The organism is Streptomyces lunaelactis, from assembly GCF_003054555.1.
In the GTDB taxonomy this organism is placed as follows: Bacteria; Actinomycetota; Actinomycetes; order Streptomycetales; family Streptomycetaceae; genus Streptomyces; species Streptomyces lunaelactis.
Map to the genome: position 1 here is coordinate 7,921,344 of NZ_CP026304.1, position 14,731 is coordinate 7,936,074.

At 71.7% G+C, this 14,731-nt stretch carries 14 protein-coding genes; 7 read left to right on the forward strand and 7 right to left on the reverse strand.

Going from position 1 to position 14,731, the window contains the following annotated elements; translation table 11 throughout:
• Positions 1-21 precede the first annotated feature (21 nt).
• The 3 genes from SLUN_RS36195 to SLUN_RS36205 all read right to left on the reverse strand — a co-directional run bounded on the left by SLUN_RS36195 (position 22) and on the right by SLUN_RS36205 (position 5,181).
• A complete protein-coding gene (locus SLUN_RS36195; protein ID WP_108154096.1) occupies positions 22-603 on the reverse strand; it encodes an N-acetylmuramoyl-L-alanine amidase in 582 nt (193 codons plus the stop codon).
• Between the two features lie 184 nt (positions 604-787).
• Entirely contained in the window at positions 788-2,071 is a 1,284-nt protein-coding gene (locus tag SLUN_RS36200; RefSeq protein ID WP_108154097.1) for an SWIM zinc finger family protein, read from the reverse strand.
• The gene (locus SLUN_RS36205; RefSeq protein ID WP_217505165.1) at positions 2,068-5,181 is read right to left on the reverse strand and encodes an SCO1167/SCO6262 family helicase; all 3,114 of its coding nucleotides are present in this window, start codon (positions 5,179-5,181) and stop codon (positions 2,068-2,070) included. The genes SLUN_RS36200 and SLUN_RS36205 overlap by 4 nt, the downstream gene beginning before the upstream one ends.
• A 161-nt stretch (positions 5,182-5,342) precedes the next feature.
• Here SLUN_RS36205 and SLUN_RS36210 point away from each other — a divergent pair, with 161 nt between their 5' ends.
• The 3 genes from SLUN_RS36210 to SLUN_RS36220 all read left to right on the forward strand — a co-directional run bounded on the left by SLUN_RS36210 (position 5,343) and on the right by SLUN_RS36220 (position 7,330).
• The gene (locus SLUN_RS36210) at positions 5,343-6,437 is read left to right on the forward strand and encodes a fatty acid desaturase family protein (RefSeq protein ID WP_108154098.1); all 1,095 of its coding nucleotides are present in this window, start codon (positions 5,343-5,345) and stop codon (positions 6,435-6,437) included.
• A 68-nt stretch (positions 6,438-6,505) separates the two neighbouring features.
• Entirely contained in the window at positions 6,506-6,688 is a 183-nt protein-coding gene (locus SLUN_RS36215) for a tail-anchor membrane protein (RefSeq protein WP_108154099.1), read from the forward strand.
• Between the two features lie 99 nt (positions 6,689-6,787).
• Entirely contained in the window at positions 6,788-7,330 is a 543-nt protein-coding gene (locus SLUN_RS36220; protein WP_108154100.1) for an MOSC domain-containing protein, read from the forward strand.
• A 262-nt stretch (positions 7,331-7,592) separates the two neighbouring features.
• Here the strand turns inward: SLUN_RS36220 and SLUN_RS36225 are convergent, their stop codons facing one another.
• The 3 genes from SLUN_RS36225 to SLUN_RS36235 all read right to left on the reverse strand — a co-directional run bounded on the left by SLUN_RS36225 (position 7,593) and on the right by SLUN_RS36235 (position 9,597).
• Complete coding sequence (locus SLUN_RS36225; protein WP_108154101.1) at positions 7,593-8,447, reverse strand: hypothetical protein; 855 nt, start codon at positions 8,445-8,447, stop codon at positions 7,593-7,595.
• Positions 8,448-8,595: 148 nt separating this feature from the next.
• Complete coding sequence (locus tag SLUN_RS36230; protein ID WP_108154102.1) at positions 8,596-8,892, reverse strand: hypothetical protein; 297 nt, start codon at positions 8,890-8,892, stop codon at positions 8,596-8,598.
• A 105-nt stretch (positions 8,893-8,997) separates the two neighbouring features.
• Positions 8,998-9,597: a class I SAM-dependent methyltransferase gene (locus SLUN_RS36235; RefSeq protein WP_108154103.1), complete on the reverse strand. Its 600-nt coding sequence runs from the start codon at positions 9,595-9,597 to the stop codon at positions 8,998-9,000.
• Positions 9,598-9,747: 150 nt separating this feature from the next.
• Here SLUN_RS36235 and SLUN_RS36240 point away from each other — a divergent pair, with 150 nt between their 5' ends.
• The 4 genes from SLUN_RS36240 (at position 9,748) to SLUN_RS36255 (ending at position 13,958) form a co-directional block, all read left to right on the forward strand.
• Positions 9,748-10,602, forward strand: coding sequence for an MHYT domain-containing protein (locus SLUN_RS36240; RefSeq protein ID WP_108154104.1), 855 nt, complete (start codon positions 9,748-9,750; stop codon positions 10,600-10,602).
• Positions 10,603-10,864: 262 nt separating this feature from the next.
• A complete protein-coding gene (locus SLUN_RS36245) occupies positions 10,865-13,135 on the forward strand; it encodes a sensor histidine kinase (protein ID WP_108155142.1) in 2,271 nt (756 codons plus the stop codon).
• Positions 13,132-13,551 carry a roadblock/LC7 domain-containing protein gene (locus SLUN_RS36250; RefSeq protein ID WP_108154105.1) on the forward strand — a complete coding sequence of 140 codons (420 nt, stop codon included), beginning with the start codon at positions 13,132-13,134 and terminating at the stop codon, positions 13,549-13,551. Before SLUN_RS36245 ends, SLUN_RS36250 begins: the two co-directional genes overlap by 4 nt.
• Before the next feature lie 5 nt (positions 13,552-13,556).
• Positions 13,557-13,958, forward strand: coding sequence for a DUF742 domain-containing protein (locus tag SLUN_RS36255; RefSeq protein WP_108155143.1), 402 nt, complete (start codon positions 13,557-13,559; stop codon positions 13,956-13,958).
• Between the two features lie 11 nt (positions 13,959-13,969).
• On the opposite strand, the gene SLUN_RS36260 is transcribed toward SLUN_RS36255, so the two are convergent.
• Positions 13,970-14,536, reverse strand: a complete 567-nt coding sequence (locus SLUN_RS36260; RefSeq protein ID WP_108154106.1) for a GNAT family N-acetyltransferase — start codon at positions 14,534-14,536, stop codon at positions 13,970-13,972.
• Positions 14,537-14,731 lie beyond the last annotated feature (195 nt).

Sequence of the window (14,731 nt, forward strand, 5' to 3'; positions counted from 1 at the left end):
GGACCGACAAGCGTCCCCGCGTCAGGCGAAGTTGACCAGCCGGATATAGCGCACCCAGTCCCAGAACAGGCCGGGGTCGGTGTGGTCGGCGCCCGGCACCTCGTTGTGGCCGATGATGTGCTCCCGGTCCTTGGGAATGCCGTACCGGTCGCAGACCCGGGCGGTGAGCGCTGCCGACCGCTCGTACATCGCGTGGGTGAAGTACTGCGGCTTGTCCACCCAGCCCTCGTGCTCGATGCCGACGCTGCGCGTGTTGTAGTCCCAATTGCCCGCGTGCCAGGCGACGTTGCTCTCCCGTACGCACTGCGCGACACAGCCGTCCGACGAGCGGACCACATAGTGCGCGGAGACCTGCTTCGCCGGGTTCTGGAAGATCCCGATGGTGTCGGCGAAGGCCTCCTGGGTCACATGGATGACCACGTACTGGACCGGATACTCCGCAGGGCGGTCGGACACCGTGTAGTTGACGCTCGTGGCGGGCGTCCAGTGGGCCGACGGATGGTCGGTGTCGGCTCGGGCGGCGGCCTGTGCGCGGGCGGCGGGCAGCAGTACACCGGTGGCGGCCGCGGCGGCGGCGCCCCGGATCAGTCCTCGACGGTCCATGGGACCTCTCCTGGTGGGGGTCAGGGAAGTACGGCGGCGACCGTCCGCGGATGGCGGTGGAGGCCGCCATGAGGATCTCCCGTCGGCAGCCACTCCTTGCGGATCTGGCGACACCGGTGCAATTGGTGTCGCGGACATGGGGGAGCGGAGCCCCGCCCGGGACACGCGTACGCGGTCCGGCCGTTCAGCCGGTCTCGCCCAGCGCCCCCGCCAGCGCCGCCGCCGGATCGTGGTCCGCCGGACCGGCCGGTGCCCAGCGGCCGCGCTCCTTGCGGTACGGCCACCAGCGGCCGTCACGGCCCACCCGTAGCTGGGCCTCCGCGCCCACCACCGTCCAGCGGCCCGAACCGCCCGCCCGCAGCTGTGGACGGTCCGCCTCCTCCCAGGCCTCGGCGAGCAGAGTCCGCGCCCGTGCGAGTGCCTCCGGCTCCGGTGTCCACTCCTCCTCGAGCACCGAGAGCGCGGCAGCGCCGCCGTAGTGCCAGGCACGTACGGCCAGGTCCAGTTCGGCGCGCTGCCGGTCGGTGCCGGTGGCGAGACGACCCGCGATCGCCGGGCCGGCCGCTGCCGCCAGCCGTACCGCATCCTGGTCGAGCGTCAACTCGGGCTCCAACGGCTGCTGTTCATGCCCGGGTGACAGCGCGTCCGAGAGGGCGCGATACGCCCGCGCCGCCGCGTCCGCGGCCAGGAACTCCAGGGCCGCGGAGTCGATCCCCGGCGCCGGAGCGGTCTCCGTGTCCAGGGCGGGTGGCGCTCCGGGCTCACCCGGCAGCGGTGGGGGAGCGGGCAGCGGCGGCAGGATGTCCCGCGCCGCGAACACCTCGTCGGCGCGCACGCCCTGAGTCTGCTGCGTCTCCTGTGCCTCCTCGGCCTCCGGCGCCCCGGCGGTCGCCCGCGCCACGCTCCGTATCTGCAGCTCGTCCAGCAGCCGGCGCTCCCCGCGCCCGCGCATCAGCAGCAGTACGAACGGATCCTGGTCGAGCAGCCGCGCCACCTGGTAGCACAGCGCCGCCGTGTGCGGGCAGTGGTCCCACGCCTCGCAGCTGCATTCGGGCTCCAAGTCACCGATGCCCGGGAGCAGTTCGACCCCGGCGGCCGCCGCGTCCTCCACCAGGTGCGGCGGCATCTCCCGGTCGAGGAGCGCCGCGATATGCCCCGCGCGGTCGACCGCCATGTCCAGGAAGCGATCCCACTCCTCCTCGCTCAGCTCCTGGAGCAGCACATCGCTGCGCTGGGCGGTGCCGTCCCGGTCCCGTACGACCGCGGTGATCCGCCCGGGACGTACCGAGACCGCACCGACGGCTCCCTCGCGCGCCTGCCTGCGGCCCTTCTTCAGCTGCTCGCCGTCGAGCGCGGTGTCCTCCAGCGCCTTGAGCCAGGCCCGGCCCCACCAGGTCAGCGCGAAGCCCCGGCCCCGCGCGGGCGGCAGCGCCGCGAACGTCCGCTCATTCTCGTCCCTGCAGCTCATCGCCCGCTCCCTCGCAGCTCCACCAGATCCGCCAGCTCGGCGTCGGTCAGTTCGGTCAGCGCGGCCTCACCGGAGCCGAGGACCGAGTCCGCCAACTCCCGCTTGCGCGCGAGCATGTCGGCGATCCGGTCCTCGATGGTGCCCTCGGCGATCAGCCGGTGGACCTGCACGGGGCGGTCCTGCCCGATGCGGTACGCACGGTCGGTGGCCTGCGCCTCGACGGCCGGGTTCCACCAGCGGTCGTAGTGCACGACATGCTCGGCGCGGGTCAGGTTCAGACCCGTGCCCGCGGCCTTCAACGACAGCAGGAAGACGGGCACTTCACCGTCCTGGAAGCGGTTCACCATCGCCTCGCGCTCGGCGATCGGCGTGCCGCCGTGCAGGAACTGGGTGCGCACGCCGCGGGTCGCCAGATGCTGCTCGAGGAGCCGCGCCATCCGGACGTACTGCGTGAAGACCAGCACGCTCGCGTCCTCGGCCAGGATGGTGTCGAGGAGCTCGTCCAGCAGTTCCAGCTTGCCCGAGCGGTCCGGGATACGCGGCCGCTCCTCCTTCAGGTACTGCGCCGGGTGGTTGCAGATCTGCTTGAGCGCGGTGAGCAGCTTCACCACCAGACCGCGCCGCTCCATGCCGCCGGCCTCCGAGATCGCCGCGAGGGTCTCGCGCACCACCGCCTCGTACAGACCTGTCTGCTCCGTGGTCAGCGACACGGCCCGGTCGGTCTCGGTCTTCGGCGGCAGCTCGGGCGCGATGCCCGGGTCGGACTTGCGCCGGCGCAGCAGGAACGGCCGTACCAGCGCGGCGAGTCGCTGGGCGGTGGCCGGATCGTTGCCGCTCTCCACCGCCTGTGCGTAGCGCGTACGGAAGGTGCCGAGCTTCCCGAGCAGCCCCGGCGTGGTCCAGTCGAGGATGGCCCACAGCTCGGAGAGGTTGTTCTCCACGGGCGTGCCGGTGAGTGCGACGCGCGCCTTCGCGCCGATGGTGCGCAGCTGCCCGGCCGTGGCGGAGTACGGATTCTTCACGTGCTGTGCCTCGTCGGCGACGACCATGCCCCACGCCACCCCGCCGAGCTTCTCGGCGTCAAGACGCATCGTGCCGTACGTCGTGAGTACGAACTCCCCGTCCGCCAGGGCGTCGAGACCGCGCGAGGCGCCGTGGAAGCGTCGCACCGGGGTGCCGGGCGCGAATCTCTCGATCTCGCGCTGCCAGTTGCCCATCAGGGATGTCGGACAGACGACGAGGGTGGGGCCCGCGGCCGAATCGTCGGTCTGCCGGTGCAGATGGAGCGAGATGAGCGTGATGGTCTTGCCGAGGCCCATGTCGTCGGCGAGACAGCCGCCGAGGCCGAGCGAGGTCATCAGGTTCAGCCAGTTGAGGCCGCGCAGCTGGTAGTCGCGCAGGGTCGCCGCGAGGGCCGCGGGCTGCCCGATCTCCTGCCGACCGCCCTCGGGATCGGCGAGCCGGTCGCGCAGCCGGGCCGGCCACCCCGACGCCTGTACGTCGATACGGCGGCCGTCGACCTCGGCCGAGCCCGTCAGTACGGCGCCGAGCGCGTCGACCGGGGTCAGTTTGCGGTCCTGGCTCGCGCGGGCGCGCCGGGCCTCCTCGGGGTCGATGAGCACCCATTGGTCGCGCAGGCGCACGACGGGGCGGTTGGCTTCGGCGAGGTGGTCGAGTTCGGCGCGGGTGAGCTGCTGATCGCCGAGCGCGAACAACCAGTTGAAGGCGAGCAGGGCATCCGCGGACAGGAAGGAAGGAAGCCCGGACTCGTCCTTCTGCGAGCCCCTCGTCCGGGAGCCGTTGCCCTCGATCTCGCCGTGGGGCGGGCCGATCACGGCACGCGCGGTGAGTTTGCGCGCCATCTCCTTCGGCCAGTGGACCTCGACACCGGTCGTCGCCAGCGTCCGGGCCGCCTCGCCGAGCAGCTCGGTGACCTCCTCGTCGGCGAGCTCGATCGCGTCCGGCACGGCTGCGTGGAGCAGCGGAGTGAGCGGGGGCCAGGCGCGGGCGGCGCGACGCAGCGCCAGCAGGGCGTCCAGCCGTGCGCGCGGCCCGAACACCGGAACCGACCGGCCTGCGCCCGCGGCCGCCCGGCTCGCACCCGCCCAGACCTCGGCGGCGTCCGCTACGAGGGCCGGGTCGCTGACGCTGTGCATCTGCAGGACGGCACGGAAGCCAGGTCCCACGCCCTCCGTTTCGGCCTGCTCAAGCCCCGGGAGCTCGATGCGCAGGGAGAGCCGTACACCCGCGTCATTTCCTGCCGCGATGTCCGCGGCCCAGGCACGCTGGTCGGGCAGATGCTGCGGCTCGCGTGCCGCGAAGGCGGGGCCGCCCGCGGCGATCGGCGCCGCGGGCGTGCGCGGCAGTCCGTCGGCCACCGCGTCGAGGAACGCCCGCAGCAGCCGTTCCGGTTCCGGGAGCGGAACGGGATCGGCGGTGGCGTCCAGGGGCACGGCGTGCGCGGCGGGCGGCATCGAGGCCGCGAGCGTCCGCACCCGCTCCAGGTCCTCGTGAGTCAGCGGTCCGACCCGCCAGGCGTCCTGTTCGGTGGCGGTGAGACCCGGCAGCAGCAGCCCGCGTGCGACGAGTTGGAGGGCGAGGACCGTGGCCGCGCCCCAGAAGGCGGTGGCCGGGGAGGCGTTCGCCGAGGCGCGCGCCCTGGTGAGCACCGGCAGCGCGTCCCGTACGGACAGCAGCAGCGCCGGGACGGCACGGGGGCGGGCATCGTCCCCGACGACGGTCAGCGGCTCGACGGAGCCGCGCGCTGCCGGGTGGGGCGGAGCAGGGAGCTCGCCGCCGTCGGGACGCCAGAAGGCGATCCGGCCGGCGCGGGACGGGTCACCGGGAAGGAAGACCGTGGAGCAGCGGGCGAGTTCGCCGAGAGCGGGTTCGATGGGACGAGGGTCGGCGGGACGGTCTTCGGCGGGACGGTCTTTGGTGGGACGGTCTTTGGTGGGACGGAGTTCGGTGGTCGGGGAGGGCGTTGCCGCGGGGAGCCTGTGCACAGCGATGACGCATTCCTCAAATTTGACTACTGCGGACCGGAATCGCCGAGGGTACCCCACGCCATAGCCCCGACGGAGGCGGCAGGTCTGTGACCTCACCCACATGGGACGCCCGGGGTGGAGCCAGCACCACCCCCCGACACGGGCTGGCCCCAGAGGTGTCCGGGTGGTGGCGTCATGGTCGCGAAGGGGCACTGAAACATACGTTTGCTGAGGTCAGCGCGGTACGCACAGCAGCCGTACGGCCCTACAGACCGGAGTCAGCCATGCCTCAGGCCACCGCCACCCTCGCGGCCCCCGCACCCGCGCCACCCGCCCCCGGCGCTGGGGCGCGGCGAGGCGCCGGGAGCGACTTCGCACCGCTCCTGCGGACCGTGAGGGAGCAAGGTCTCCTCGAGCGCCGCGCAGGCTGGTACGCCCGTGGCATCATCGTGAATCTTCTCGGCCTCGCCGCCGTGATCACGGGCATGGCCCTGATCGGCGGCTCGTGGTGGGTGCTGCTGTTCGCACCGCTGCTGGCCGTCCTGTCCGCCCGTACGGCCTTCTTCGGCCATGACGCCGGACACGCGCAGATCACCGGCGACCGCCGCAAGAGCCGCGCCATCCAGCTCGTCCACGCCAACCTGTTGCTCGGCATGAGCCAGGAATGGTGGAACGACAAGCACAACCGGCACCACGCCAACCCGAACCACATAGAGAAGGACCCCGATGTCGCGGCCGACATCCTGGTCTTCACGCAGAAGCAGGCCACGGGCCGTGCCGGCTTCCGTGGCCGGCTCACCCGCCACCAGGCCTGGCTGTTCTTCCCGCTGACCACCCTCGAGGGCATCGCGCTGAAGATCTACGGATTCCAGGCCGTGTTCTCCAAGGAGGCGCGCACCCGCCAGACCACCCGCGAGCGCGCCGTCGAAGGCCTGCTGCTCATCGCGCATGCCGCCGCCTACGTCACCCTGCTGCTGACCACCATGGCCCTGGGCCACGCCGTGGTCTTCGCGCTCATTCACCAGATGCTCCTCGGACTCCACCTCGGAATGGCCTTCGCGCCGAACCACAAGGGGATGGAGATGGCCGACGAGGAGAGCGGCCAGGGCTGGGGGCATCTGCGCCGGCAGGTCCTCACCTCGCGCAACATTCGCGGCGGCCTCGTCACGGACTGGTTCCTCGGCGGACTCAACTACCAGATCGAGCACCATCTCTTCCCGAGCATGCCGCGTCCCCACCTGCGGCTCGCCCAGCCGTTGGTGCGGGCCCACTGCCGCTCGCTCGGCGTCACCTACACCGAGACGGGGCTGATCGACTCGTACCGGCAGGCACTGACTCATATGCACGAGGTCGGCGAACCGCTGCGCGCCGACGCATAGTGGAACCGTGGGGCGCGTGCGCGCGTTCTCACAGCAGGAGCGGCCACGGCCGCGGAGGAGGCGTCGAGATGTCGACACGTACAAAGATCGTGATAGGGGGAGTGGCCGTAGGCCTGCTCCTGTGGCCGTTGATCGGCTTCTGGCTGTCGCTGCTGGTGGTGCTCGGTGTGCCGGCGGTGGCGTATCTGACACTTGACCCCAGCCAGCGCCGCAGGCTCCGCCGTATCTCCCGCAAGGAGATCGGCCGCTGACCGGGGCTCCCTGAGCCGGATTCCCTGACTGGAGCTCCCTGACCGTGCCGGTATAGGGTCGGAAACGATCACTGGTTCGGGAGAGGGGAGCTCCACGTGATGGGTGCAGCGGTCACGACGGTCAGCAGCAACGGCGAGTACTCGTTCACCAAGCCGAACCGGGACAGCATCACGCTGCTGGCCGGACTCGGGGTGGCGGGGGACGTCCACGCGGGGGTGACGGTCAAGCACCGATCCCGGGTCGCGCAGGACCCGACCCAGCCGAATCTGCGTCAGGTCCATCTCATCCACCAAGAGCTCTTCGCGGAGCTGGCGGAGGCCGGTTTCGAGGTCGCCCCCGGCGACCTCGGCGAGAACATCACGACCAGCGGCATCGACCTGCTCGCACTGCCCACGGGCACGGTGCTGCGGCTCGGCGAGGAAGCGGTCGTGGAGGTCACGGGCCTGCGCAATCCGTGCCTGCAGATCGACGCTTTCCAGGACGGTCTGCTCAAGCAGGTCGTGGGCAGGGACGAAGCCGGCGAGATCGTACGCAAGGCGGGGATCATGAGCGTCGTCAGGGCGGGCGGAGTGATCCGGCCCGGCGACCCGATCACCGTCGAGCTGCCGACCGGGGCGCACCGGCCGCTCGAGCGGGTCTGAGCGGCCACGGGGAAGCCCGGGCGGCGTTCGCGGGCCGATGGCTGTCGCCTGGCTGCGTTGTCGTCAGTCGCCGACGCTCCGCGTGGACTCTCCCCCTGCCTTCGGCGGGGGGACCCCCATCCTCCGCCTTGCCGGACTCGGCCCTCCCCCGTAGCCCTGCGGACACGGGGGTGCCCCCACCTTCAACCACCCGGACTTCCCCGACACCGCTTAGGCCCTGTCCGGCCTCGAGTCCGAGGTGCGAGGTGTTGCTCGGGCCGGTTCAGGCGGGGCGTACGGCGATCTTGTCGAGTGATTCGAGCAGCCCCGGGAGCTCGGGTCCCCGGCCCACCGGCAGCACCTCGCACGGCTCGTCGTCCAGGAGCACAAAAGCGATGTCGTCGGTCCTGGCGACCATGGACCAGCCAGGACCGTCGGCCCGCAGGGTCCGCGCTCCGTTCGGGGCGAAACTGGAGCGGACCCGTCCGGTCGGCGGGGCCGACTCCAGATACTCGCGCGCCTCCTTCAGCGCGCGCCGCACACCCGCATGACCCGCCTTCGGTTCCGGTTTCGGTTCCTCTTTCCGGTCGCCCTCGGACGTGCCGGAGACATCCGACGTGTCCGGAGTGGCCGAGGCGCCGATCATCTCGTCGTCGCCGATCTGTTGCCGCCACTGCGCCCACTGGAGCGCGATCTCGTCCGCCCCGAGCCGGCGCTGCGCAGGCCCCCAGCCATCCGGGTCGGGCGGCGCCAGCGGCGGCCGGTCGCCCTCCTCGGGCGCTGGATCGTGCGGTGCGGGCACGCCGGGCGCGGCGACCGCGACTGCCAGCGGCCAGCCGGGCAGCGCGGCGATCATCGTGCGCTCGCCGGGCGACAGGTCGTACTCCATGCCGCAGTCCCAGGACGCGATCGCGACGGCGACCAGCGACACATCGTCGACGACGACCGTCCACCGGGCGCCCTCGGAGTCCTGGCCGAGCACCAGCCCGTACCCCTCGGCGCAAGGCTCGAGGTTCAGCGCCGCGCACGCGGCCGGGAAGTCGTCGCCGAGCACGCTCGGGAACTGCGCCGGCGTCAGCAGCACTGCGGTCAGCACATACAGCGCGTCCTCGTCGACGGCGTCATCCGTCCCGCCCACAGCACCCTCCCTGTCCCGATCGTTCGTCGGCGCACCTTAACCAGTGGGTAACCCTGTCGTCGAGTGCCTCAGGGCAGGAAAATGCTCCGGTCTGACCGGCCGGTGCCAGGCGGGCGGGCAGGGTGTCGGGCGGCGGGCAGGCCGGGTGTCAGGCGGCGGGCAGTCCCAGGAGACTGCGTGCCACGGTCTGCGGGGACTCGTCCCGCTCGCGGGCGAGGGCGATGACCGCGCGGCAGGCCAGTTCGTTGACGCCGAAGCTGAGCGCCTCGGGGGACACCCAGGTCACCGCCTCGTCGATCTGCTCCTGGTCCTCCTCCGCGCACCCCGACACATAGACCGCCGCGGCCTCGAAGATGTTGTGCTGCCGGGCCGGGGGCCGGACGACCGGCACGTCCTCGGGCCGGTTCGCGACGAACTTGCGGAGCCTGCGGATTCTGTTGAACACCCGGACCACCTTCCCCCAGTGCGGCGGCTGCCGCCGATCATCCAAGTTTCGCATCCCTGCGCGGAGTTGGAACAGAGGTGGCAAAGCGGCCGAAACGGGAGGCGCTCAGTCCTGACGGACGGCGACAGCGAGGAAGCGGGAGTCCTCGTCCACGTACGAGGTCAGCCGCCAGCCCGAACCGGTCAGCAGGGCGCGGAGCCTGGGCTCGGCGCGCAGATCGTCCTCGCTGATCTGCCGGCCCTGGCGGGTGGCGAGGGCCGCCCTGCCGATGGGGTGGAACAGCGCCAGCCGCCCGCCCGGCCGCACCACCCGTCGCAACTCCCGTACATTCGCCTCGGGTTGAGGAAGATGGGCGATAAGGCCCGCGGCGAACACCGCGTCGAGCGACTCCGTACGCAGCGGCAGCCGGGCCACATCGGCGAGCAGCAGCAGTCCGCTGCCCCCGCGCCCGGCGCGCAGCGCGGCATCCAGCATCGCGGGCGTCAGATCGGCCCCGAGCACAGTGCCCCGCGGTCCCACGGCGGACCTCAGCGGGGGAAGGGCGCGACCGGTGCCGCAGCCCGCGTCGAGTACGGCGTCGCCGGGCCGCAGCCCCAGCTCGGCGACGGCGGCGGCGTAGGCCGGACCGTCGCCGGCGAAGCGTGTGTCCCAGTCCGCGGCGCGGGCGCTGAAGAATTCCTGCACATGCGTGTGGTCGTCGGCCATGAGGACATGATCCCTCAGCCATCAGGCGACCGTACGGTGCACACGTTCGAGCGCGGCACGATCGTTCTGACACCTCTCTCTGTCATATTCCATCAGCTTTCGAAATGCGCCCCAGGCGCACGCCCCCTTTGGGTCTAGCGTCGCTGAGCCATGGGACACCTGGACCACGCCGCCTTCGGTTTGCTGACACCCGTGCTGTCGTACGCGATGGCCGTCATCGGCGCCGCCCTCGGGCTGCGCTGTACCGTGCGCGCGCTCGGCACGAGCGGACGCTCCCGCCGGAACTGGCTGATCACCGCCGCGTCCGCGATCGGCACCGGCATCTGGACGATGCACTTCGTCGCCATGCTCGGCTTCGCCGTACGCGGCACCGACATCCGCTACAACGTGCCGCTGACCATCCTCAGCCTGCTCGTCGCCATGCTGGTCGTCGGCGCCGGAGTCTTCTGCGTCGGCTACGGCTTCGGCCGGGACCGGGTCACCGCCCTGCTGGTCGGCGGCCTCACCACCGGGCTCGGCGTCGCCAGCATGCACTACCTGGGCATGGCCGCCCTGCGACTGCACGGCTCCGTGCACTACGACCCGCTGCTCGTCGCGCTGTCCGTCGGCATCGCCGTGGTCGCGGCGACCGCGGCCCTGTGGGCGGCGCTCAACATCAAGTCGCCGATCGCTGTCGCCGTCGCCTCGCTCGTCATGGGAGCGGCGGTCAGCAGCATGCACTACACCGGAATGCTCGCGGTCAGCGTGCAGGTCGAGCCGTCCGGTGGCGAACTGCCCGGGGCCACGGCGATGCAGTTCATCTTCCCCCTCGCCGTCGGCCTCGGGTCCTATCTCTTCGTCACCTCGGCCTTTGTCGCGCTCTCCCCGACGGAGCGCGAGCGCGCCGCCTACACCTCGGCCGAGCGGCCGGCCGAAGCCGTGCCCGCGGCAGCCGCTACCGCCCCCGCGGCCCGTCCCGCGAGCACCACCAACGTCACCAACATCACCACCAACGCCACCGCCTAGCCGGCCCGGCTGCGGCACCCCGAGCCCCGTATCCGGAACGAGGAGGCCATGCGCACACCGCAGGACCCGGGCACTGACGCCCGCCCCGCTGCCACCCGCGCCCCCGGTGGCAACCCGAGGGCGGCGCGCGCACGCCGGGCCGCCCGCCGTCGAACACACCGGACAGGAACCGCGGGAGGGCATACCGCTGCCCCCGGCCCCGATACGAGAACGATGGCTGCTGCGCCCCGGGACCGTACGAGCGAAGATCATCTCCCTGCTGATGGTGCCCGTCGTCTCGCTGCTCGCCCTCTGGGGATTCGCCACCGTCACCACCGCCCAGGACGTCTCGCGACTGCGCCAGTTGCAGCGCGTCGACACCCAGGTCCGCGAACCCGTCAGCGACGCCGTCGTGGCCCTGCAGGCCGAACGGCGCGCGGCGGTACGACAGGTGGCCGCCCCGTCGCAGGAGCGCGCCGCCGCACTCCAGCAGGAGGCCCGGCGCACCGACGCCGCCGTGCAGCGGTTGCGCCTCGACGACCGGCACACGGTCGTCGCCGGCGGTGACGTCCCGGCCGCCGTCACAGGACGGCTCGCGGAATTCGTCACCCGCGTGGAGAAACTGCGCACCCTCCGCACCGCGGTCATCGGCCGCAAGGCCACCTGGGACGCGACTTACGAGCAGTACACCGGGTCCGTCACCGCCGCGTTCGGCGTCTTCGGCGCGCTCACCGGCATCCAGGACACCGGCCCCGGCTCCGACGCCCGCGTACTGCTCGAGTTCGCCCGGTCCGGCGAGATGCTCGCCCGCGAGGACGCACTCCTGACCTCGGCCCACCTCACCAGGTCCCTCGGCGCCGAACGGCTGCGGCTCTTCACCGGAGCCGTCTGGACCCGCAGGAGCCTCGCGGAATCGGCCGCCACCGACCTGCGCGGCCCGGAGCGCACCGCCTGGCGCGAACTCACCGCACAGAGCGCCTACCGGCAACTCCAGGCGGCCGAGGACAAGGTGCTCGCCGCCCCGGCCGGCCTCAAGGCGGCGGAGATCGTCCCGGCCACCGCCTGGGACACGGCACACACCGCCGTCAGCACCCGGCTGCGCGCCATCGAGACGGACGCCCGCCGCGTCGCCGCCGACAGGGCCGACCCCGTCTCCGGCGGCATCCTCACCCCGGCCGGAGCCGCCGTGCTCCTCGGACTCGCAGCAGTCGCCGCCTCCCTGGTCATCTCCGTACGCATCGGCCGCGCCCTCGTCGTGGAACTGATCAGCCTGCGCAACAGCGCCCTCGAGATCGCCCGGCACAAACTGCCGCACGCCATGCGCCGGTTGCGTACCGGCGAAGAGATCGACATCCAGGCCGAAGCCCCGCCGGGACCGGCGGCCCAGGACGAGATCGGCCAGGTCGGTGAGGCGCTCGGAACCGTCCACCGGGCGGCACTGAGCGCCGCCGTCGAACGGGCCGAACTCGCCGGCAGCATCTCCGGCGTCTTCGTCAACCTCGCCCGCCGCAGCCAGATCCTGGTCCACCGCCAGCTCACCCTGCTCGACACCATGGAGCGCCGCGCCGACGACCCGAGCGAACTCGGCGACCTCTTCCGCCTCGACCACCTCACGACGCGTATGCGCCGGCACGCCGAAAGCCTGATCATCCTGTCCGGCGCCGCGCCCGGGCGCGCCTGGCGCATGCCCGTCCCGCTGACCAGTGTCGTACGAGCCGCGGTCTCCGAAATCGAGGACTACGCGCGCGTGGAGGTCCGGCAACTCCCCGAGACCGCCATCACCGGAGCGGCCGTGGCCGACGTCACCCATCTGCTGGCCGAACTCGTCGAGAACGCGGCACAGTTCTCCCCGCCGCACACCAAGGTGCGCGTCAGCGGTGAACCCGTCGGGAACGGCTACGCCCTCGAGATCGAGGACCGCGGCCTCGGCATGGGCAAGGAGGTGCTCACCGAAGCCAACCGCCGACTGGAGGAGTCGGAAGCCCTCGACCTCTTCGACAGCGACCGGCTCGGCCTCTTCGTCGTCAGCCGGCTCGCCCTGCGCCGCGAGATCAAGGTCCACTTGCGTACCTCTCCGTACGGCGGCACGACCGCGGTGGTACTCCTGCCGACCTCACTCCTGCAGAGCGCCCTCACCGTCCCGCCGGCCCCCCGCCCCGACCCGGCCGACGAGAAGCGCCCCGCCGCCGCCACCGAGCCGGTTCCGCGTACCAACGGCACACCCGTCCCGGCCGCCGCGCCCCGCCCGGTGCTCGAAGCACAGACAGAGACGCCTGTCCCGCCCGGCGTCACGTCGCTGCGCCTGCGCGGCGCCCCGCCGCAGACCCAGGACGGCGAACTCCCACGCCGGGTCAGGCAGGCGCACCTCGTCCCGCAACTGCGCGAAGAGCCACCGGCCGAGGAGCCGGACGACCCGGCAGCAGACGACCACACCCCCGAACGCACCCCCGAACAAGTACGGGACCGCATGACGGCGTACCGCAACGGCTGGACCCGGGGCGGCGGCGCCGCACCCGGCACGGCCGCCCCCGGCAGCGAAGGAGCCGAAGCATGACCGAGCCCGAGTCAGCCGCCCGCCACCCCTTCGGCGACCTCGACTGGCTGCTGGACGACCTCGCACTGCGGGTCGCCGAAGTCCGCCACGCGGTCGTGCTCTCCAACGACGGCCTCCCGGTGGGCGCATCGACCGCACTCACCCGCGAGGACGCCGAGCACCTGGCCGCCGTCGCCTCCGGATTCCACAGCCTCGCCAAGGGCGCGGGCCGCCACTTCCACGCCGGGGGCGTGCGTCAGACGATGGTCGAGATGGACGACGGCTTCCTCTTCGTGGCGGCCGCGGGGGACGGCTCCTGCCTCGCCGTACTCACCTCCGTCGTCGCCGATATCGGCCTGATCGCCTACGAGATGGCCCGCCTCGTCAAGCGTGTCGGCGAGCATCTGCGGACCCCGCCGCGCATCATCGCGACGTGACGGTCATGACGGATACCGGCGATGTGAGCGGCAGCCAGTGGTACGACGCGGAAGCCGGCCCGCTCGTCCGCCCGTATGCGATGACCGGCGGGCGGACCAAGCCGGGCCCCAGCGACGTACGGTTCGACCTCATCGCGCTCGTCGACATCGCCGCCGACGCACCCGGCTCCGCCGAGGAGTCGCTCCTGGGGCCCGAACACCGCGCTCTGCTCACCCTCTGCCGAGCGGAGACCCAGTCCGTCGCGGAACTCGCCGCCGACGCCGATCTGCCCGTCGGTGTCGTACGCGTCCTCCTCGGCGATCTCCTCGAAGCGGGGTACGTGCGGGTCAGCCGACCCGTACCGCCCGCGCAGCTGCCCGACGAGAAGATCCTCAGGGAGGTGATCGAGGGACTGAGAGCTCTCTAGGTCCTGTCCGGTCAACCCGTCGAATTCAGCTCCCAGTCGGCCCTGGTCAGCGCGTACTCGACATCCCCGAGCCCGGAACCCTCGATCGTCTCGGGCCACTCCTCGAAGAACGTCCGGACGTAGGTGAGACCCACCTTCTCCATCACACGCCGCGAACGGGCATTGACCGTCATGGTGTTCGCGGTCACCCGCTGCACGCCGAACTCCGTGAACCCCTTGCGGATCAGCGCGCGCGAACCTTCCGTCGCAAAGCCGCGGCCCCAGGCGGCTCTGGCGAGCCGGTATCCCAGTTCGGCCACGGCCGCACTGTTCTCGTCCAGCGGCCGCAGTTCGAACCAGCCGACGAACTCCTTCGTGGTCCGTTCCTCGGCTGCCCAGAGAGCAGGGTTGCCGATACACGGATAGCGATGCAGAAAGCGCGGCAGGGCATCGGTCCGGACAGCCTCCCGAGTGGTCGGCCGCCCGCCGTTGATGAAGCGCATGACCTCGGGATCGCTGTCGAGGTCCAGCAGACGGTCCACGTCGGCTTCGCCGAAGGGGCGAAGCGACAGACGCTCGGTCTCCAGAAAGTTGGCCATGATCCGATCCTCGACACCCTCGACCCCGTCCGCCAGCGAATATCCACCGTGCCCCGCCGCGGGGAATCGCCGTGGGCGCAGGCTTAATCGCTACAGAAGTGGGCATCGAATGGGCCCCTGACGGTCACAACGCTCAAAAAGCGATCCCTTCCCTCGAGGCAGGGCCACGCTTGCCATGCTGACTGCTTACTGGCA